Here is a 20857-nt window from a genome sequence, read left to right as displayed (position 1 = left end):
GAGCGGTTAACCCGCGACCGGTGTGCGCATGGTGACGAACTCTTCAGCGGACGTCGGATGCACGGCGATGGTGTCATCGAAATCGCGCTTGGTCGCGCCCGACTTCAGCGCAATCGCCAAACCCTGCACGATCTCGCCGGCCTCCGGGCCGACCATGTGGCAGCCCAAGACCTTGTCGGTCTTGGCGTCCACCACCAACTTCATCAAAGTGCGCTCCTGGCATTCAGTCAGCGACAATTTCATCGGCCGGAAACGGCTTTCAAAGATCACCACTTCGTACCCGGCCTCTCGTGCCTCTTCTTCGGTCAACCCGACAGTGCCGATGTCGGGCTGGCTGAACACCGCCGTCGGGATCATCTTGTAATCCACAGGACGATACTGCTCGGGCTTGAACAAGCGCCGCGCTACGGCCATGCCTTCTGCCAGCGCGACCGGTGTAAGTTGCACCCGACCAATCACATCGCCCAGAGCCAGGATCGACGGTTCAGCGGTTTGATACAGTTCATCGACCTCGACAAAACCTTTCTTGTCGAGTTTGACGCCAGTGTTTTCCAAGCCAAGGTTGTCGAGCATCGGACGCCGACCGGTAGCGTAGAACACGCAGTCCGCCTCAAGCTGAAGACCATCCTTGAGGGTTGCTTTCAGGCTGCCATCGGCTTGCTTGTCGATGCGCTCGATGTTGGCATTGAATTGCAGGTTTATGCCGCGCTTGCTCAGCTCTTCCTGCAAATGTTTGCGCACCGTACCGTCAAAGCCGCGCAGGAACAAATCGCCGCGATACAGCAATGTGGTCTCGGCGCCCAACCCGTGGAAGATACCGGCGAATTCAACAGCGATGTAACCACCACCCACCACCAGAACACGCTTTGGCAGTTCTTTGAGGAAGAATGCCTGATTGGAACTGATCGCATGCTCATGACCCGGAATCTCCGGAGTCTGCGGCCAGCCACCGGTAGTGATCAAAATGTTCCTGGCGGTGTGACGCTCACCATTAATCTCGACCGTATGCGGGTCGACGATCTTGGCGTGGCCTTCATGCAAAGTCACGCCGCTGTTGGCCAGCAGATCGCGATAGATACCGTTCAGTCGATTGATCTCGCGATCCTTGTTGGCGATCAGTGTTGCCCACTCGAACTTGGTGTCCCCTGGAGTCCATCCGAACCCTTTCGAGTGCTCGAATTCGTCGCAGAAGTGCGCTCCGTAAACCAGCAGTTTTTTCGGGACACAGCCAACGTTTACACAGGTACCACCTAAATATCGGCTCTCGGCCACAGCCACTTTGGCGCCGAAACCGGCGGAGAAGCGCGCAGCCCGAACACCTCCGGAACCTGCACCGATCACATAAAGGTCAAAATCGTAAGTCATTTTCAATTTCCTCGTAAATAGGCTGGCGCCTAGCGCTGTGGATCAGCGCTCGGCGGTCAACTTCCAAACTTTCGTACATCGTCTAAGCCCGCAGTTGATGCTGTCCCTAAATGACTCACAGCTGTCCCTTTGAGCAACAGAGAAGTGCTTTGTCTCACCTTATGCTTGCCGTGCATAACTTAGAAATAGCACAGAAAGAACTTCTGATAAGGGGATTCAAAATGCACATGCCTTCGCTTAAGGCACACGTGAGTGAGGAGGAGTGGCAACTGCGATGTGATTTGGCGGCTTGCTATCGCCTGGTTGCTTTGTACGGCTGGACCGACCTGGTATTTACTCACATCAGTGCCCGTGTTCCCGGGCCGGACCACCATTTTTTGATCAATCCCTACGGGCTTCTTTTCGAAGAAATCACAGCCTCTTCCTTGGTGCTGGTAGACCAAGAGGGCAATCAGGTTCGTGAGTCCGGGTTCAATGTGAACCGAGCGGGCTTTGTGATTCATAGTGCAATTCATGCCAAGCGCACGGATGTCCAGTGTGTATTGCATACTCACACGCGGGCTGGTGTGGCGATCAGCGCCCAGCGTGCCGGTCTGCTTGCCGTATCACAGCAGGCGTCTTTCGTCCTCACCGGTCTTGGCTATCACGACTATGAAGGTGTCGCACTGCGTGATGACGAGAAGCCGCGCTTGCAGGACAGCTTGGGTCCGAACAACTTTCTGATGTTGCGCAACCATGGGCTGCTGACTGTCGGGAGAACTATCGCGGATGCTTTTTTAGCGATGTATATCTTTGAAAGTGCCTGTCAGATCCAGGTTTCTGCGCAGGTAGGTGGTGACTTGCTTTGCATTGATCCACACATCCTTGAACGCGTGGCAGACGCAGCGCGCTTACAGACTGGAGGTTTGGGGGGCGAGTTTGTCTGGCCAGCACTCTTAAGAAAGTTGGATCGCCTCAATGCCGCCTACAAGGACTAACTCGTTCCTTATCGCAATAAAGCTGTTGAATTAATTTACGGGAGATGCAAATGACAGCGCCAGTGAAGTTTAATAATTTTAGAGCGTTCTACTCATTTTATCTGACTGAGCATTCTAACCGGACGTCACGTCGCCTGCATTTTATTGGTTCGACGATAGCTATTCTATTGACGATCGTCGCTGTCTTTACGGGTAGTGGATGGATGCTCATTCTCGCTATGGTTCAAGCGTATACCTTCGCCTGGGTCGGTCATTTTTTTTATGAGCGAAATCGACCTGCTACCTTCAATCATCCCATCAATAGTTTCATCGGCGATTGGCGGATGTGGTGGGATATTCTGACCGGCAGGATCCCGTTCTAACCGTTCGCATAAAAACCTCGTTCAGGAAGAAGGGCGCACATCATCCATCGCATACGCTTGGCAACTAAGCGTCAAACGGTTATCTAAACCCGCTGGTGACTTTTTTGAAAGCGCAGATGTACACGCTTATCAGCGTCTTGGTGGCAGTCCGTTTTCAACCCTTTTTCGTCCATCTCGCCCCTGCTTGCAGCGGGTGCGCTTGGTTATTTTAGATCAATCACCTGTTTGCGGATGCGTCGCATGAGCCACGAAGGTGATGGGTGATCTCCCACACTAACAAGCCACGTTTTGATAATGACTTATGGTCTTGATTGGAAGTTAAATAACTATGAATAGTAAAGTAGATGCACCTGAGTTAGCCCTGGCCAAAGCGGCTTTCGATGCAGCCCGCGCTGGATTTGAAATCTATTCCAATCTCACAACCGAAGAGCGCGTTGCTGAACTTTCAAAGTTAAAGGAAACGATTCTTACAAACCGTTCGATGATTATTGAGCGTGTTATGAAAGATGTTGGAAAGTGCCGGACCGATGCGCTGATCGCTGAGATTTTAGGGACAGTCGATTGGATCAACTGGCTTGAAAAAAATGCGGCACGGTTGCTCCGTCCAGAAAAAGTGAAGACACCGATCACGCTGTTGGGCAAACAGTCGCTATTGCTGCATGAACCCCTGGGTGTTGTGCTGATTATCTGTCCGTGGAATTACCCTTTTCACAATGCAATCACGGGTATCGTAGCCGCTATTGCCACCGGAAACGCTGTTGTCTATAAGCCTTCCGAACATGCCCCTTGTACGGGGTTGATAGAAAAAGTCTTGGCGTGTTCGCCGGTGCTTCAAGGTTTGGTGCAAGTTGTGTATGGCGACGGACGCTTGGGCGCGGCGCTTATAGATGAGCAACCGGCCAAGGTGTTTTTTACCGGCAGCGGGTCAACGGGCAGCAAGATAATGGCCCAGGCGAGCAAGGACTTGATTCCTGTCGAGCTCGAACTGGGCGGCAAGGACCCGATGATCGTATTTGCAGATGCGCCGGTCTCACGTTCGGTCGCAGGTGCACTGTGGGGCGCTTTTACCAACGCGGGTCAATCCTGCAGCGCTGTGGAGCGGCTGCTGGTGCAGGACACCCTTCATGACGCCTTTGTCGATGAGTTGGTAAAAGAGGCAGGGAAAATTGTCGTGTGTCCTGACGATAGTGGCGATGCGGATATTGGTCGAATGACGGTGGGTTTTCAGAGAGACAAGGTTATCGAGCATGTGCAACAGGCACTTGATTCCGGCGCGCGCTTGCGCTTTGGCCAAGTGCCTACGCGGGACTCATTGATCGTGCAGCCGATTATCCTCGACCAGGTCACCCCGCAAATGCTCGTGTGGAAAGACGAAACTTTCGGTCCTGTGCTTCCCGTTATGAAATTTTCCAGCGAGGCTCAGGCTATTCGTGAGGCCAATGCCACCAGTTATGGCCTGTGTGCCAGTGTGTTTACGTCTGATCGCGAGCGAGGACTGCGCGTTGCGCGGGCGATGGACGTAGGTGGCGTCTCGATAAATAACGTCAACATGAGTGAGGGGAACCCAGGCTTGCCTTTCGGTGGGGCCAAAAAGAGTGGGTTTGGAAAGTTGCGAGGGCCGGAAGGGTTGTTGGGGTTCACCCGCAGCAAGGCTGTGTTGATCGACAAAGCAACGCCCAAGATCGAGGCCAACTGGTATCCCTATACCCAAGGAAAGTTCAGTCGCTTTGAGCATTTTATCAATGCGTTATACCGGCCGCGCCGATTCCAGCTTCTGGCCATTGCCTGGCATGGCTTCAGACTGGAATCCTTCAGCCAGAAACCACGTGAGTAAAGGGTCACGCTTAGTGGGAACTTCCGTTTGTAGTTGTTCGTACAAGTGGCACTGACGCTTCTACTCAATAAGAAAACATGCATTTTTATCACTGGGCCTACTGCGTTAGACGTTTCTTAACTGCCTTTCTCTTAATTCAATAACAATGAAAGGGTGTACCCATGAAGAAATCAACCCTTAGAAGTATTAACGTCTCTGTATTGACGCTGATCTCAATGAGCTCTGTTGCTTCAGCGGCACAGGCAGATGATGATATTGCCAGCTATTCGCTGGATGTGACTGCAAAGTTAGCCTCCGACATACGCAATCGAGGGACATCTGACTCGTTGAATGGCCCGGGTGCGAAGGTGTCTTTCACGCTTGCACATGAAAGTGGTCTCATCGGTTTGGTCGAACTCACAACGGTGAGCGACAAACAATATTTGAACAGTGACAAATACAACGCGCTTGTGGCTGGTGGTTATCGATTTGGCGACCCTGACGCCGTGCATTATGGCGTGGGCGTGGCCGCTGAGTTTTTCCCGGGTGGGAAATATCAGGCGCCGAGTCATTTTGATTTTGAAAATTTTGTGCCGACCGACGTGCGAACCACTAACTATGACGGTCAGTTTGCCTTTGTGGAGTTAGGGTATGGTGCGCTGGAGGCGCGGATCGCCACAGTTATTTCGAAAACTTATCGCGGTACTAATACTTCAGGTGTATGCGGCACGATGCTGCAGTATATGAGCGATCCCACGGATGCACTGAAGTGCTACGCTCGGGGAGACCATAACTCACGGGGCAGCATGTTGTATGACCTGGACTATAAGTACGCCTTAGGCGTTGCAACGACCTTGAAGTTGCATGCGGGTTATCAGCAGATCAAGAATTTTTCCGAAGCCAGTTTCTACGATTACGGCGTAGGCGTTGTCCATCAGTATCTAGGGTTCGACTGGGGTCTGGACTGGGTCTCACCCAGAACGCGGGTTCGGGAGTTGTTCATTGCCCAGGATGGCGATCATCAGCGACCCACGGACGAAAACAAGTGGGTGTTTTCCGTTTCCCGTGTTTTTTGAGTACTCGGCGAGCACTATAACGGCGTGACCTCCACTCACCTGGCTCAGAGGCGTGTCTGCGAGGGGATGGAGGTCTTATTCCGTCGGCTGTTCAGGCGATGGCTTGCCTGGGGCCATGCCCAGTCCATCGCTTGAACGCTCTGCGAAAGTTGTGAGCGTCGCTGAACCCGACTTCGTAAGCTATTTCGTCAAGTGTCAGTCGAGGGTTGTTCAACAGGGATAACGCACGGTTTTTGCGTAAGTCATCCAGTACTGCCTGGTAAGACAGGCCATGCTCGGTCAAGCGTCGGCGCAATGTACGGTCGCTCATGCACAACTGCGATGCGACGGATGACAGGCTGATTGTATGGCGCAGGTCGCGTCGTACTATGCGCTCTATTGACTCGATGAATTCGCTTTCGCCGGATTTCTGATGCTCGCTGATTTTCAGCAATTCAAGGACCTGCCGGTTGCTCAGCGAATCATGTGTGGCGATGGGTTTGTTTGCCCAGCGGGCGTCACACGTAAAGGTGTTGTCTTTTTGATCAAAGCGTATAGGGCACTTGAACAGTTGTTCATATTGAGCGGCATAGAGAGGCCTTGGATGGCTCAGCTCAATGGAGGCCGGTGTGAACTCTTCTCCAAGAAGTGCGCGTGCGATATTCAGGAACACCCCGAAGGCTTCTTCGACCAGAAATGTCTGGATATCGGGTTCGTGAAAGCCGCAGATAACCCTGATTGAAAAGCTTCCGGCGTTCTCTACTTTTTCAAAGTTCAACAACGCTCCGGTATGTTTCTGCATGGCAATGCCCAAGTCGATGGCGCTCTCCAACGTAGCACTGGTCAACATGGCATAACCGACCAGCCCCATGGAGGCAATGCTCTCATGGGCACTCATGTCCAGGCCGAGACTACGATTGCGGCCTTTGGTCATGTCCAGTGCACGTCTGATCATCAGGCAAGCCTGCCGAAAAGACACACGACTCTGCGGATTGGATAGATCTGCAACATCAAAGCCAAGTCCGATACACAGCCGGTTCGCATCTATCCCCAGATCCACGCTTACGTCAGCCAAGCTGCGCAGGAGATTCACTTGTAATTCGGCTGTTGCGTAGCGAGATGATCCGATCATTTGCAGTAACCTCTTATAATTTGGAAGGGAGGTTTTTATGTCTGTCTGAGGGCTTCCCTGGCGTTGGGGAAACGCATCCGGGAAGGAGATTCGAGGAATCTCCCTTTATCCATTTGAGGGTGCTGGCTTGACGCTCAAAAGGAAGTGTAGCCGCCGAATGATTAATACATGATCGTCTGGGCTAATCAACGGGGAAGTGAAGGATGCTTCAAATGTTTCCGTTGCGCTAAGGACAACTGCCCGGGGCGGCCTAGTTATCAATTGATCGTCGGGCTGCCGGACGTGGTGGGTACGTCACGGCCCATTTTCAATGTTGTAGCATTGTTGCGTAGGCGTTGGCGGGGCGAGCCGATCGAAGCGAAAGCCAGACGAATGGCGTCGTAAACGCAATGCCCAGGCCAAGGCCGCAGGCGAACTGAATAGCACCGAGCTGAGAGAACAACGACCCCGCCACAGCTGTTCCAATTCCGGCTCCCAGGAAGGTGATAACGACTGTTCTTGCGATGAGTGAACCGTCAGGATCAACGTCCGAAAGCAGCCCGCTGAGGAAGGGAATAATGATGAAAAATGCTGTATTCATTATCACTTGGCTCAAGAAAAAGGACCACGCGTCGCCCTCCAGGAAAAACCAGATAATCGAGCCTGCCAGCATCAATTGAGCAAACCAGATAATACTCAGTCTGTGATTGTGGCAGCCGCGGATAGAGGGCACGATCGCGCCAGCAAACCCCAGAAACGACGAGATCGAGAGCAGCACGCCGGTTGTGGTGCCGGTCAATCCGGCGTGGCTTCCAACAAGCGTTGACACGGCCCACTGAGACGCCTGAACGCCATAAATGAGGACAGTGCAGACCCAAACGCTCAACACCAACTTTTTTGGCGGTTTGATGCGTCTGGAAACCTGGACTACATTATGAGTGAGTTTGCCAATCGTGGTTATCCAAGGCGCAATCACTAGGGCGACGCCGGTCAGCATGAGAAACAGCCAACGGCTCAGCCAGCCTTCCGGCAGGTTTGAGATCATGATCAGGACGCTGCCGTTTATCCCGCCGGCAATCAGATTGATCTTGCCCCATAACCGATCGGTTCCCATGCGCTGGGAGATCGCCGCCCCCACAATGACAAACAATGCTCCTTCACATAAGCCTGTCAGGCCTCGTGCTATGCAGACGCCAATCACGGTTGTCGCCATTGCACTGAAGAGCTGGCCCGTCACGATTCCCACTGTACCCAATAGCGTGAAAGTGCCTGCAGTGCGGGTAATCCAGCGTGGAAGCAGTGCACAACTTATGGCTATCCCCAATATTTCGACCCCAGCCATTTGTGTGGCGACGCTCTCGTCCAACTGAAACCTGAGCATGACCGAGGCCACTAGGAAAGGTGTCAGGCTGAGGCCCGCGGTAGCGAGGGAGTAGGCCAGAGCCAGTCGGATCACTGCGATTCCGCGTAGTTCAGAGCGCAAGGTGGGTAATTCAGATGATGCCGATGACATTGAGTCACCTCATTTTTGTTATTTAGGGGAGGAGCTTGTTATTGGCCGAGCATTAAGCGGGTCACTAGACGCGTCATGGCTCCGTAGGGGGCCGAAACCTTGTCGGACATGTTGAAGCGGCTCAGCTTGAATACGCCTCGAGCGTGAGACAGGCGAATGAACCCCTCATAGCCGTGATAGGCGCCGGTTCCACTGTTACCGACACCTCCAAAAGGAAGGTCGTCCTGGGTAGCGTGCAGCATCGTGCCGTTGATCGTCACCCCGCCGGAGCGAGTTTGTTCAAGCAACTGATCAACGAAGGCGCTGTCATTCGAAAAACCATAGAGCGCAAGAGGTTTGGGGCGAGCGTTGATAAAGGCGATTGCTTGTTCGAGATTGTCGTAGCCAATGACGGGTAACAATGGCCCGAAGATTTCTTCGCACATCACGTCGGCGTCCAGGGGCACATTGGTCAGAATGGTTGGGGGCACTTTGCGCTCATCCGTCCCGCGGACCATACCGTTTTGCCAGATCCTCGCCCCACCGGCTCCTGCCTGATCAATCATTTTCATCAGTCGATCGTAGTGTCTAGGCGAGATGATCGAGGTGTAGTCCTTATTTCCTTGGATGCTCGGATACAGCTGTTTCGCGGCGTTTAAACACTCTGCGGCGAAGGTGTCCACCAAGTGGCGCGGTACCATGGCGTAGTCGGGAGCTACACAGGTTTGGCCGGCGTTGAAGAGTTTGCCTATTACAACCAGGCGTGCAGCTTTCTTTAAGGGGAAATCCGAGCCGATGACCACTGGCGACTTACCTCCGAGCTCAAGTGTTACCGGGGTCAAGTTACGTGCGGCGGCGGCCATAACATGCCGACCCACATTCGTTGAACCGGTGAATACCAGGTGATCGAAGGCCAGTTCACTGAACCGGCTGGCCAGGGAGGCATCGCCTATGATCACGCTGATTTGCTCGGCAGGAAAAATTTCGCCTAGCAGGCGTTTGAGCAGCTCAGCCGTATGCGGGGTGAGCTCTGACGGTTTGAGCATTACCCGGTTGCCGGCGGCTAGCGCTTCCATAAGCGGTATCAGTGTTAATGTCAGCGGGTAATTCCAGGGCGCCAAAATGCCTACGACGCCTAACGGCTGGTACATCACACGTGCAGTGGCCGGCTTGAACGCCATGCCCACTTTACGTTTGCTGGGCCGCATCCAGCTTTTGAGATGGGCGCGAATATGTTTGATGCCATTGACGATGGGCATCAATTCGCTGAGTTTGGTTTCAGCGAACGAGCGGTTGCCGAAGTCTTTGCAGACCGTCTCGATGAGCACATCATGATTGGCCTTAATCAGCTGCAATAAGGCCTCCAAGTCCGCCATACGCTGCTTGTAGTTGGGCGCGCCGTGTACGAGCACAGCTTGTTGCTGAGCGTCGAAAAGTGCTGTGAGCGGGTCGTTATCCTGGATCGAAGGGCTTTGAATGCGCGCTGGATGGTTCATTACGTTATGTTCCTGGCGTAGTGCCTTGAGGAAAGAGAAGGAGCGGGGCTGGCTCGACGCTGTCAGAAAAAGCTCTTGCCTTCGCCACGATAAGTAAGAACACGATCCACCACTCGCCCGTTGCGGATAAGAAGCAGCTCATTAAATCGCTCGCAGAGCTCGCCCGCTTTGGCATGACGGAACAAGACGGGGTCGCCGATCTTCAACGCCGATGCCAAAGGATGGCGCAACGGTGTCTGGACCTCGCCGGCCGCCTCGTTGTCAATCAAGGTGCAGCCAGCCGGCAACCATGGGGTTGGCAAGCGATCCTTTCCCGCCGGCCCGGAAGCGATGTAGCCACCGCCGGAACAGACCATTACACCAGCGTCCTGTGTTCGCGTGACAGTCAGTGCAAACCCTGCGGACGGGAGCAGTTCAAACGCCTGGTAATGGTCGAACAGCGTGGGCGCATAGAGCCCGGAACCCGCTGCCAGCTCAGTGACCGATTTGTCTTCACGGGTACTTTCGAAACTGCCTGTTCCGCCGCCGTTTACGAAGCGCAACTTATGCCCGGCGTCCAGCAAAGCCTTCACAACGTCTTGTCGCCGAGCGTTAACTTCCCGGATGGACCTTCGCTTGAGATAGCGGATGATTTTATTCTTCAGGGCTTGCCCCGGCACCGCGTCCATCAGGCCGGCAATTTGTCCTTCGTAGCCCATGAGGCCTTCGAGCATCACCCCTCGGCGCTCGACAATCTGATTGGCCAACTTCAGGGCCTTGACAGCATCATTGATGGGCGAGCGATGTACTCCAAAATAAAGCCCAGGAAAATTGGAAGACATGTCCAGATCGATCGACAGCGGAATTACGACGTCTTCGCTAAGGGCGATTTCGTTGATCGCCACGACTTGTGCCAAGTTGTCGACCATTAAGGTGATAGATCGGCCCCTGCGCAGTTGGGCAGTCACTTTGAGAATCTCGCGTACATCTACGGTGGGGTAGGCTACGACGATATCGTCGAACCCCTGACTGGCCAGCCAGGCGGCTTCGCCTGCGGAGTAGCACAGCAGGCCCTGCATGAACGGGCCAGCCTCCATGATCCGACGAATCATTTCGACGCAGCGTACTGACTTCGTCACCAGCCGTATAGGCAAGGGGCCGGCACGCAATCTCAGTTGCTCCAGATTGATCAGCAAATGGTCCAGATCTATGAACGCAGCAGGCAACTGATAGTCAGCCAAAATCCCACGGTAATAGATGTAGTTTCGTACCGGTCCCGCAAGGGGAATTTTTGTCTCTAAGCAGCTCATAGGCTTTCCGGTGGGATCATCAGGTAAAGGAATGGGCAACTCGCCTCGTTTTAATGAGAGTAATCGGCGGATAGGAACTGAAACAGGTTGAGTCAGGACCATCTAGGGGTCCGAAAAGGCCACAATTGACATTCGATGAGCCTGGCCTGCATGGACTCCAAACTGGCCTCTGGGCGGCCCCGAATTTCGTGATCACACTCATACACTGGAGGCGTCGAGAACGTCTTTAATTGGGAGCGTGATGAATGAAGTATGCGTTGATTACTGGGGCATCCAGAGGTATCGGAGCGGAGTTTGCCAAGTTGTTCGCTCGGGATGGTGTTGGCGTTATTTTGTGTTCCAGTCCGCGGGGTTGGGATGAACTCCAGGCCCAAGTGCTGGAGCTAAAATCGGTATTTGGAGTGGAGGCCTACGCACTTTGCCAAGACCTCTCTTTGCCTGGCGCCGCCGCCGCACTTATCGAGCAAGTCAATGAACTGGGGTTGCCCATCGAATATCTCGTAAACAATGCAGGCGTCGGTATTGTCGGCATCGAATTTCAAGGCTACGACCAGGCTCAAATGACCGCAATGCTTCAACTCAACGTTGTAACGTTGTCTGAATTGACGTTGCATTACGTCAAACAAATGCTCCCGCGGGGGCGTGGCCGGATCCTCAATGTCAGCGCGGCATCGGGCTATATCATTCCTCATGGCTTGGAAACGGGGTATGCCGCTTCTAAGTCTTATGTCATCAGCCTCTCCGAGGCGCTCTCGTGCGATTTACGCGGCACGGGCGTGACCTGCACCCATGTCGCCCCCAGTGCCACGAAAACCGCTTTCTTCTTTAATGCAGGTCTGGTCGATGATCGTCGACTCGCCAAGCTGGGTTACAGTCAGCCGCAGGAGGTTGCTCGTGCTGGATACCAAGCCATGCAGGCAGGACATATGTCTGTGGTGCCGGGGCTGAGCAATAAAATCATCATTTGGCTGGCGCGTATTTCACCTTCCAGGTTACTGACCGGGATTATTTCCAGCTATGTCGTTACACGCAAATTGGATTGAGTGTTCGGTCACCGCAGCAGGCTGTTCCCCACGCAGTGTGAGTCCGGGCCGAATCAGGCCTGGAACCTGCCGGCAGCAAGGCTATAGGCATGTGCGATGCCGTACCTCCCCACACCGCTTGCCGATTAAACCTGCCAGTGAAGTACTCAGTGTGGGTTGAGATCATCTTTAAAGGATCGTTGCAATAGGTGATGGCGTCTCGTACATCTGTCGTGGAACTGCGTTTTTGCGAGGGCCGTGGGACGCCTCGTTTTACGCATTTGGTACAGGCGCCAGCCGATCCAAATGACTGACAATCATAGAAGCGACCATCGCACAGACGCTCTTGGGGTTCAGCGACTCATCAAACAACAGCTCAATGGTTGCGTGGATCATCTCCACCGCCACCCTGGCCGCTGTAGCGAGCTGCTGTGGATCTACCTGTGGGAACACCTGCGCGAGAATTTCTGCCTGTGCGCCGGATACTCGCCGGTGGGAGTCGATCCTTACATGCTCCAGCGCGGGTACCGCGCGCAGCCCCTTGAGAATCCACATGCCGCCCAACGTGGCGTCAGTGACCCGATAGGTGGCCAGGATCAATTCGGCTAGCGCAGATTCCAGGGCTTCGGGCGGGCCAGACAACAATTGCGGGGTGATCCAATGGTCAATCAGGCCGTTCTGTTTTTCCAGCAGGCGCTCACCCAGCACGGTCAGTAGCGCGTATTTGTTCGGAAAGTAGCGATATAGCGCCGGCGGGGTCAGCCCTGCACATTCGCAAACCAGGTTGGTGGACAAACGCTCGATTCCCACATCGCACAGAGTTTGCGCGGTCGCGACCAGTATCCGTTCGTAGGTTTCAGTACTGCGCTGCTGTGCAGGCGGCTTCTTGTGTTCCTTGGTTTTCCCGGCGTTGGAGGCGCGGGTGCTGGCAGTGTTGAGCTTGGCCATAGGTACCTAGCAAAAAAAGGTTTAAGACTCAGCGTATCAAAATGAAAAAAAGTGTTGCTGAGGCCGTTAATGGTAGTTATAACTATCGTGTAGCGATGACTATCATAACCGATGCGTCATTAGTGTGACGGTCTCTTAAAACAAAAAATACAGGTGATGACTATGAAGAACGTGCGGCAATGGCTTTTCCTCTCACTGGCACTGATGTGCTCTTCCAGTGGCTATGCGGCGGTGGGCCCACAGGAGGCGAAGGGCCTGTGGCTCACGTCGGAAAAGGATGCTGTGGTCAAGGTCGATGATTGTGCCGACAAACCCGGCGCGCTGTGTGGAAAGGTAGTCTGGGTCAAGGACGTAGCCTCCACCACCAGCGATTGCGGCGTGAAGATCATGCAACTGGATCGGTTCGACCAGGAAGCGTGGCGCGATGGTTGGGTGTTTGATCCCCGTGATCATAAAAAATATAAAGGCGTCGTTCGGGTCAAAGAGGGGGTCCTCAATGTCCGCGCTTTTGTCGGCACCGAGATCCTCGGCAAGACAGAGCAATTTGAACGCGTTGCCTCACTGCCTCCTGCACCGGTTTGCACTTTGTAAGTCCGACCTTTCTTGTGGGAGAGCCCCATGCGTGCAATTACACACCATTATCTGATGGCGGCTTTGCTGTGGCCTATCGTCAGCCCGTCTTTGGCACTCGCCGACGAGATGGCCAGCTATGCAATCGATGTCACGGCTAGGGCCATGTCCGATGTCAGAACCCGGGGCGTGTCGGACTCCTTGAACCGGCCGGGTGCCAGAGTCACCATTCAGGTCGCCCATGAATCAGGCTTGGTGGCGCTGGCCGAATTCACCACCGTCGACAAGAAGCAATTTCTTGAAGGGGATGGTCTTGGTGTCTTACTCGCGGGCGGTTATCGTTTCGGCGATCCTGAGGCTTGGCACTACGGCATGGGTCTGGCAGCGGAGATTTTCCCCGGTTCGCAATTCAAAGCGCCGAACAAATTCGATTTTGAAACCTTCACCCCCACCGATGAGCGTAGGAGCAACTACAACAGCCAGTTTGCCGTGTTGGAAATCGGTTACGGGGCGCTTGAAGGCCGAATTGCCCGGGTCTTGTCCAAAACCTACCGTGGCGCCAATACCGGCGGTGTGTGTGGAGCTCAGTTGCAGTTCCGTGACGATCCCACCAAGGGTTTGGAGTGCTACGCCAAGGGGGATCGCAACTCCCGTGGCAGCATGCTCTATGACCTGGACTATAAATACCCGCTCGGGATGAATACCACGCTCAAGCTGCATGCCGGTTATCAGCAAATCGTTAACTTCTCAGAAGCGAACGCGGCCGACTACGACATTGGCTTGATCCATCACTTGTGGGGCTTCGACTGGGGGCTTGATTGGGTGACCGCCAAGACGCGGGCACGCGAGTTGTATATGGCCGAGGACGACGGGCATGTGCGCTCCACAGATGACAACCGTTGGGTTGCATCGATTTCGCGTACTTTCTGAGTAGACCCTTATGACTTCGCTTTTCTTATCCCGGACGCCTCAGGCGGCCACCGGTCTGGAGCAACTCGTCCTCGCGGTGGACCTCGGCACCTCCGGTTGCAAGTGTGCCCTGGTCTCATTGGAGGGCGAGATTCGTGCGTGGGCATTTCACAGTGTGCCGTTGCATGTGAACGGGTTGAGCGTTGAGCAGGAGCCGCAGGATTGGTGGAATGCCTTTCTGCGCGGCGCCAACGAACTGTTGAGCGCTGATCCCGTGCGGCGGCGCCAGGTGATCGCCGTGTGTTGTTCGACACAGAGCGAAGGCACGGTGTGCGTGGATCGAGACGGAGTGGCGATTGGGCGCGCGATGTTGTGGCTGGACAAACGAGGGGCCGGTGCGGTTAAAAAACGCATGGGAGGAGGGCGGTTCAGCCTGGCTGGGTACGGGCCACTCAAGCTCTGGCGTTCACTGCGCCTGACCGGTGGTGTGGCCTCGTTGTCCGGTATGGATTCGGCGGGACACATGGCCTACATCCTCGATCACGAGCCGCAGCGCTATGAGCGAACCCACAAGTTCCTCAATGTGCTCGACTATATGAACTTGCGCCTGTCAGGTCGCTATTGCGCTACCAGCGACTCGATGTTGACAGCATGGATCACCGATAACCGCGACCCTCATTGCATCCGCTACGACGACGGCCTGGTCAAGGCCCTGGGTGTTGAAGCCGGCAAACTACCTGAGCTGGTCCGTTCCACCGATGTTATCGGCACGTTACGCCCGGAGCTTGCAGAGGCCCTCGGACTTGCGCGCACAACGCAAGTGGTGGCGGGCGCCGTCGACACCTCCGCGGTGGCCGTCGGCGCCACCGTCAGCGACTTTGCCCCGCACCTGTATCTGGGGACCTCGTCGTGGGTGGGCGCACACGTCCCGTTCAAAAAAACCAGCGTGAGGCACCATATTGCTGCGGTGCCCAGTGCCGTCAACGGCCGCTACCTCGCCATGGCCATGCAGTCGGCGGCGGGGGCGAACCTGTCTTTTCTGCGCGACAAAGTGCTGTACCACCCGGATGAGTTGCTCAGTGATGAACAGCAGCCGGACGTCTACGCCTTGCTCGACCGCATCGCCGCACGGGTGCCGCCGGGCTCGAGAGGGTTGATCTACACGCCCTGGTTGTGTGGCGAACGCTCGCCAATCAGTGATCCCAGCCTGCGCGCCGGTTTGTTCAACCTGAAGCTGGAGCACTCCCGCGAAGACATCATTCGCGCCTTTATGGAAGGGGTCGCGCTGAATACGCGTTGGATGTTCGAGCCGTTCTCGCGCTTTCTCGGTCAGCCCAGCGAAGTGATCGTCGCTACCGGTGGCGGTGCCCAATCGGAAGTGTGGTGCCAGATCATTGCCGACGTCTGCGGGCGTGTTATCCAGCAACCGCAGAACGCGATCCAGACTAACGCCCGCGGGGCTGCATTTATTGCGGCGGTAGCGTTGGGCAAGTTGCAGTTTCACGACCTTCCGAGTCTCAAACGTCCCCATCGCCTGTTTGAACCGTCCCGGGTCACCCGCGCGCTTTATGACGACCAATTCGCCACGTTCCAGGAGGTCCGCAAGCGCCTCGCGCCGCTGTATCGGCGCCTGAATCCCACACAGGAGAGTGCCTCATGAGTCATGTGCAACAACAAATCGTCGAGCTTTCACAGCATCTGTGTCACCGCGGTTTTTTTGCGGCGACGGGCGGTAATCTCGCGTTGCGCATTGATGCGCAGCACATCGCTGTTACGCCGTCGGCCACCGACTATTTCACCATGCGCCCGGAGGATGTGTGTGTGCTGCGCCTCAAGGATCTAACGCAGCTCTCTGGTGAGCGCGCGCCCTCGGTCGAGAGCGGACTGCATGCAAAAATCCTGCGTGCGCGGCCTGATGTGCAGTGCAGTATTCACACCCATCAGCCCGTGGCCAGTGCCTGCACCTTGCTCGGTGAGCCTCTGGATGTGGAGGACCCGGAGTTGTGGGAGTCTTTGGGCAAATATATTCCTTTGGTGGGGTATGCACCCTCGGGCTCCAATTGGTTGGCCGGTAAGTTCGGGCGGGCGATTAGCTGGGATCACAACGCTTACCTTATGCGCAACCACGGAGTGTTGTGCTGCGGTCCGAATGTTGAGACGACCCTGTCGCGCCTCGAGCTCCTTGAAACCTTTTGTCGTGACTATCTGTTAAGGCAAATCACCGAGCAGTCCCGTCATAAAGCGCATTCACCTGCCGCCTTGTCACGTCTGGTCGACGCCCTGGTGCGTTCCAGCGCTGTCAATGCTCACCCTTCTTCCGAGACCCCATCATGAACAAGCCTCTTGATCCAGCCACATTGCCTTCGCCGGCAGACTCAGCGGTTTCGCAATGGCCTGATGTTGACTCGCTGTATCGACGTTTCGATGCGCTGGTCAAACAGCCGATTCGCCCCTTGAAGCGCGAGGCGCTGAGCAAGGTCATGGGCTACTTCGACGAGCGTTGTCAGGGTTCGAGGCGGCTCGCTGAGGAGGCCAAAAAATTCATACCGGGGGGCGTTCAGCATAACCTCGCGTTCAACCATCCATTTCCACTCGCCGTCGCCCAGGCCAAGGGCGCGTACCTTACCGATGTGGACGGCAATCGCTACATCGATTTCCTGCAAGCCGGGGGGCCGACCTTGCTGGGTTCCAACCATCCGGCCATTCGTGAGCAGGTCAATCGGATTCTCGACGACTGCGGCCCGGTTACCGGCCTGCTACATGAATATGAGGTGAAGCTGGCGCAGTTGGTCTGCGAAGTGATGCCTGGCGTGGATATGGTGCGCCTGCTGGGTTCCGGCACCGAGGCCGTCATGGCAGCAGTGCGCCTGGCGCGTGCCTATACCCGCAAGAAATGGGTGATCAAGATCGGCGGTGCCTATCACGGCTGGAGTGATCAGTTGGTGTATGGCATGCGTTTGCCGGGTACCGGCCGTATGGAGGCTGTCGGTATTCCTCGGGGCGCCACGGCCAACACTCAGGAGAGCCCACCGAATAACCTCGATGCGTTGCGCCGGCGCTTGCAGATCAATCGACTACGTGGCGGCACGGCGGCGATCATGGTGGAACCCTTTGGTCCGGAAAGCGGCACACGCCCGGTGCATCCGGATTTCAATCGTCAATTGCGCAAGCTCTGCGACGAGTTCGATACGCTGCTTATTTTTGACGAGGTGGTCACCGGATTTCGCGCCGGCTTGGGTGGCGCACAAGGCTATTTCAACGTGATGCCCGACATTACCGTGCTCGGGAAATGTTTGACCGGCGGCTACCCCATGGCCGGTGCGATCGGTGGGCGTAGAGATGTCATGCAACTGCTCGCGGGCGGCATTGGCACATCGGCTCGGCGCGCCTTCGTCGGTGGCACGCTGTCGGCCAACCCGTTGTCCTGCGTGGCGGGCTACTACGCATTGATCGAGGCGCGCAAACTGAATGCGCCTGCCCTTGCGGGACGTGCCGGCGACCGTATGCGTAAGGGGCTTGAGGAAATTATCAACCGTCGTGGGTTGCCCTATGTGGCCTACAACATGGGCTCAATCGTGCATCTGCAAACGTCGGGCGTGCTGTTGCTGGACACCAGCAATCCGCTCAAGCTACTGCGAGCACGCAATGAAGCCAAGTCGCGCAAGCACATGATGGAAGAAATGGGCGCTGCGTATACGGCGCACGGTTTGATCACGCTGGCGGGCAGTAGGATCTATACCAGCCTGGCCGATACCGACGAAGTTATCGACGACGCGCTCGAGCGCTTCGACGCCGTTTTTCAATTGGTGTGAGGTGAGCGCGATGCAAGATGTACTGAGACAACAGTGGCTGGAGCTCCGGCAACGGCTGAGCAGCCTGGTGGAGTCGAGAAGCAGCGTTTCTTTGCGCATTCCGGGCAAGGAGCGCATGTGGTGGGGACGGCTCGATGATGCGGCACCCATCTGTATCGACTGGCCAGTGCATGTTACAGGTGACAGCCAGACCCATCATGCGATCTATCAAGCGCGGGCCGATGTGGGGGCCGTTCTGCTGGGCGGTGGCGATTTCGCCAGGAGCCTGCGGGACTTTGGTGGGGTGATGCCGATTTTATTTGACGAGCAAGCTCGGCATATTGGCCATATGGACGGACCGGCTGCTTCAGTCCAGGACATTGCCGCCGCGCTGCAACGTGGCGGCAATGCAGTGTTGATCAAGGGCGTGCCCGTCACCCTGGGTACAACCGGCACCCGGATGGCGCTGAATGCGCAACTGTTTGAAAAGTGCGCCAAGGCCTTCACCCTCGCCAAAGCGTCCGGCGCCAGAATGACGCTGTTGCCTTGGTGGGTGGTGTGGGTTGCCAACAGCCGCCTGATGAAAGATGAAAAACGTGCGACGCAATGTTTTGCCCGAGGCGAGATTCCACCGGAAAACCGCGGTTACTGAAAACCCTTCAAGAGGTGTAACGCCATGCACATGTCGTCCGTTGTTTCCCGTATACACCTGGGTTCGGCCTTGGCGCTGGGCTCTATCGCCGTATTGATGGTGGGGCTGCAACCCTTGCTGCTGGGAGAATTACTGGCGCAAAACCGACTGTCACTTGAGGGCGTCGGTTTGGTCGCAATGGGCGAAATCCTCTCGCTGGGGTTGGGCGTCGTCCTGGGTGATTTATTACGCTCTGTGTTTAGCCTGCGACTGGTTACAGTCGTTGCCATTCTGGCTGCATCGGGCATGGACCTGGTCACGGCCAATACCACTGGGGATAGCTCACTCGCACTGACGCGGGCATTGGCCGGGTTGGCCGAAGGTTTGATGTTGTGGGGGACCGTGAACCTGATCGTCCAAGGCCCTGCACCTGACCGCGTGGCGGGTGTGTTCATGGTGGTGCAAACCCTTGGTCAGGCGTTGGTAGCTGCGGTGCTGGCTTATTGGGTACTGCCCATTCAGGGCACATCGTCATATGGTTTTGTATTTTTGGGGGCGCTGACGGCGGCTTCTTTGCTGTTGGTCCGGTGGCAGCCTATCCGGCTTGCCAGTCAGCAGGCACTGCGAACGAATGAGGGTGGTTTCAGTTGGGGCCTTAATCACCTGCTATTGCTGGGGCTGGTCTTTATGCAACTCAGCGCCATAGGTGGTCTTTGGGCTTACCTTGAGCCGTTAAGCAAATACGTGGGGCTTGGTGCACAGAACTCACAATTACTCATCTCCGGTACCCTGTTTATGCAAGTGGTGGGTGGGTGCCTGGGGATTGTCCTGGTACGCCGGGTCTCGGATTTTTCGTTGTTGGCAGTTGCCGCGTTGCTGTTGGGCGGCATCGCACTAGGTATGTATTTCTCTGCCGATATGGGCGTCAGGCTATTCCTGATGTTGTGCGGCGCGTTTGGCTTGATCTGGCTGATGTTGACGCCTTTCCAGGTGCGTATCGCGCTACAACTTGATCACTCGGGGCGGATAGCGGCGCTGGTGCCAGGTATGCAACTGCTGGGATGCGCCTTCGGCCCCTTAATGGCGTCGCAGTGGGTAGTGGGGGAGAACGCCGAGTACGTGTTGCTGGTCAGTACCGCGTTCTCGCTGCTTGCATTGACGCTGGTCGGCTTGCTCCGCCAGTGCCCGGCAAGCAAGCGTGTCAGCTTCGCGCGCAAAGTCGTGCTGGTAGTGGGGGCGTCCTCCGGTATGGGGCGAGGGCTGGCTGTGCGTCTGGCACAGGAAGGCGCCTGGGTAGTGGCCACGGCCCGGCGCAAGGAGCTGTTAAATGACCTTCAACTGGAAATCACGCTTCAGGGAGGGAAATGCCTGGTTTCAGCAGTGGATGCCTTGGATGAGGATGCGGCGGCCGGTCTCGTGGATGAAATTGTCGAGTTATACGGTCGTCTGGATGTGGTCGTGCTCAACGCCGGCGGTGCCCCCGCGTTGGATATGCGGCAGATGACAGCAGCCGACGTCACTGCGTATATGCGCTCGAACTACGATGTGGTAGTCAACTATCTATTCCCCGCCTTGGAGCAGATGAGTCGCCAGGGGCATGGTTTTGTCGTGCACACCAATTCCCTGGCGGGTTTCCTGGGGGTGACGTTGCAAGGGCCCTATAGCGCCGCCAAGGGGGCACTGCGCCTGTTGATCGATACCTGTCGTATTGAGTTTGGTAACCAAGGTATTCGCTTTCTATCGCTCTACCCAGGGTTTGTGGCCACCGCGCAGACCGCGAACGATGGCATGCCGGCACCGCTGGAAATTTCTGAAGCGGCCGCCGTCGATCATATGCTCTACGCGATGCGCAGCCAACGTTGGGACTACTTGTTTCCTTGGCCAATGAGGTGGCTGATCCGTTTGGCCAGGGTTCTGCCCAAACCGATCACGCTCTGGGTATTGCGTCGAGAGTTGCCGGTGTTGGCCAATGACAGCGGCGTGTCTTCACCCATGATCGTCTTCAAGGACACCTCGGCATAGAGCG

The 20857-nt window shown here is 55.8% G+C and carries 18 protein-coding genes; 12 read left to right on the top strand and 6 right to left on the bottom strand.

Going from position 1 to position 20857, the window contains the following annotated elements:
• Positions 1-6: 6 nt before the first annotated feature.
• The gene (gorA, locus tag J3D60_RS05175) at positions 7-1365 is read right to left on the bottom strand and encodes a glutathione-disulfide reductase (RefSeq protein WP_253493961.1); all 1359 of its coding nucleotides are present in this window, start codon (positions 1363-1365) and stop codon (positions 7-9) included.
• A gap of 221 nt (positions 1366-1586) precedes the next feature.
• Between gorA and J3D60_RS05170 the strand changes: the two genes are divergently transcribed.
• The 4 genes from J3D60_RS05170 (at position 1587) to J3D60_RS05155 (ending at position 5593) form a co-directional block, all read left to right on the top strand.
• On the top strand, positions 1587-2342 hold the full coding sequence (locus tag J3D60_RS05170) for a class II aldolase/adducin family protein (protein WP_253490203.1): 756 nt from the start codon (positions 1587-1589) through the stop codon (positions 2340-2342).
• 50 nt (positions 2343-2392) lie between these two features.
• Positions 2393-2704, top strand: a complete 312-nt coding sequence (locus J3D60_RS05165) for a DUF962 domain-containing protein (RefSeq protein ID WP_253490201.1) — start codon at positions 2393-2395, stop codon at positions 2702-2704.
• Positions 2705-3032: 328 nt separating this feature from the next.
• The gene (locus J3D60_RS05160) at positions 3033-4538 is read left to right on the top strand and encodes an aldehyde dehydrogenase family protein (RefSeq protein ID WP_253490199.1); all 1506 of its coding nucleotides are present in this window, start codon (positions 3033-3035) and stop codon (positions 4536-4538) included.
• A gap of 161 nt (positions 4539-4699) precedes the next feature.
• On the top strand, positions 4700-5593 hold the full coding sequence (locus tag J3D60_RS05155; protein ID WP_253490197.1) for a TorF family putative porin: 894 nt from the start codon (positions 4700-4702) through the stop codon (positions 5591-5593).
• Between the two features lie 91 nt (positions 5594-5684).
• Here the strand turns inward: J3D60_RS05155 and J3D60_RS05150 are convergent, their stop codons facing one another.
• The 4 genes from J3D60_RS05150 to J3D60_RS05135 form a co-directional block, all read right to left on the bottom strand.
• Positions 5685-6704 carry an AraC family transcriptional regulator gene (locus J3D60_RS05150; protein WP_253490195.1) on the bottom strand — a complete coding sequence of 340 codons (1020 nt, stop codon included), beginning with the start codon at positions 6702-6704 and terminating at the stop codon, positions 5685-5687.
• A 307-nt stretch (positions 6705-7011) separates the two neighbouring features.
• Positions 7012-8196 (bottom strand): MFS transporter, encoded by a 1185-nt coding sequence (locus J3D60_RS05145; protein WP_253490193.1) that lies wholly within the window; start codon positions 8194-8196, stop codon positions 7012-7014.
• 38 nt (positions 8197-8234) lie between these two features.
• A complete protein-coding gene (locus J3D60_RS05140; RefSeq protein ID WP_253490191.1) occupies positions 8235-9671 on the bottom strand; it encodes a coniferyl aldehyde dehydrogenase in 1437 nt (478 codons plus the stop codon).
• 62 nt (positions 9672-9733) lie between these two features.
• Positions 9734-11062, bottom strand: a complete 1329-nt coding sequence (locus tag J3D60_RS05135; protein WP_253490189.1) for an amino acid deaminase/aldolase — start codon at positions 11060-11062, stop codon at positions 9734-9736.
• A 143-nt stretch (positions 11063-11205) separates the two neighbouring features.
• Between J3D60_RS05135 and J3D60_RS05130 the strand changes: the two genes are divergently transcribed.
• Positions 11206-12003 (top strand): SDR family oxidoreductase, encoded by a 798-nt coding sequence (locus J3D60_RS05130; RefSeq protein ID WP_253490187.1) that lies wholly within the window; start codon positions 11206-11208, stop codon positions 12001-12003.
• Positions 12004-12255: 252 nt separating this feature from the next.
• On the opposite strand, the gene J3D60_RS05125 is transcribed toward J3D60_RS05130, so the two are convergent.
• A complete protein-coding gene (locus tag J3D60_RS05125) occupies positions 12256-12930 on the bottom strand; it encodes a TetR/AcrR family transcriptional regulator (protein ID WP_253490185.1) in 675 nt (224 codons plus the stop codon).
• Between the two features lie 162 nt (positions 12931-13092).
• On the opposite strand from J3D60_RS05125, the gene J3D60_RS05120 reads away from it, so the two are divergent.
• Genes J3D60_RS05120 through J3D60_RS05090 form a run of 7 tightly spaced genes read left to right on the top strand, consistent with a single transcriptional unit; the run spans position 13093 to position 20853 of the window.
• On the top strand, positions 13093-13521 hold the full coding sequence (locus J3D60_RS05120) for a DUF2147 domain-containing protein (protein ID WP_253490183.1): 429 nt from the start codon (positions 13093-13095) through the stop codon (positions 13519-13521).
• A 27-nt stretch (positions 13522-13548) separates the two neighbouring features.
• Positions 13549-14430 (top strand): TorF family putative porin, encoded by an 882-nt coding sequence (locus J3D60_RS05115; RefSeq protein WP_253490181.1) that lies wholly within the window; start codon positions 13549-13551, stop codon positions 14428-14430.
• Positions 14431-14440: 10 nt separating this feature from the next.
• A complete protein-coding gene (locus tag J3D60_RS05110; protein ID WP_253490179.1) occupies positions 14441-16069 on the top strand; it encodes an FGGY-family carbohydrate kinase in 1629 nt (542 codons plus the stop codon).
• Entirely contained in the window at positions 16066-16743 is a 678-nt protein-coding gene (locus J3D60_RS05105; protein WP_253490177.1) for a class II aldolase/adducin family protein, read from the top strand. The genes J3D60_RS05110 and J3D60_RS05105 overlap by 4 nt, the downstream gene beginning before the upstream one ends.
• On the top strand, positions 16740-18221 hold the full coding sequence (locus tag J3D60_RS05100; protein WP_253490175.1) for an aspartate aminotransferase family protein: 1482 nt from the start codon (positions 16740-16742) through the stop codon (positions 18219-18221). Before J3D60_RS05105 ends, J3D60_RS05100 begins: the two co-directional genes overlap by 4 nt.
• A 10-nt stretch (positions 18222-18231) precedes the next feature.
• Complete coding sequence (locus J3D60_RS05095) at positions 18232-18852, top strand: class II aldolase/adducin family protein (RefSeq protein ID WP_253490174.1); 621 nt, start codon at positions 18232-18234, stop codon at positions 18850-18852.
• A 24-nt stretch (positions 18853-18876) separates the two neighbouring features.
• Positions 18877-20853: an SDR family NAD(P)-dependent oxidoreductase gene (locus J3D60_RS05090; RefSeq protein WP_253490172.1), complete on the top strand. Its 1977-nt coding sequence runs from the start codon at positions 18877-18879 to the stop codon at positions 20851-20853.
• Positions 20854-20857 lie beyond the last annotated feature (4 nt).

The organism is Pseudomonas sp. S3E17 (assembly GCF_024168685.1).
Lineage (GTDB): Bacteria > Pseudomonadota > Gammaproteobacteria > Pseudomonadales > Pseudomonadaceae > Aquipseudomonas > Aquipseudomonas marginalis.
This window is presented reverse-complemented; position numbering and strand designations above follow the sequence as displayed.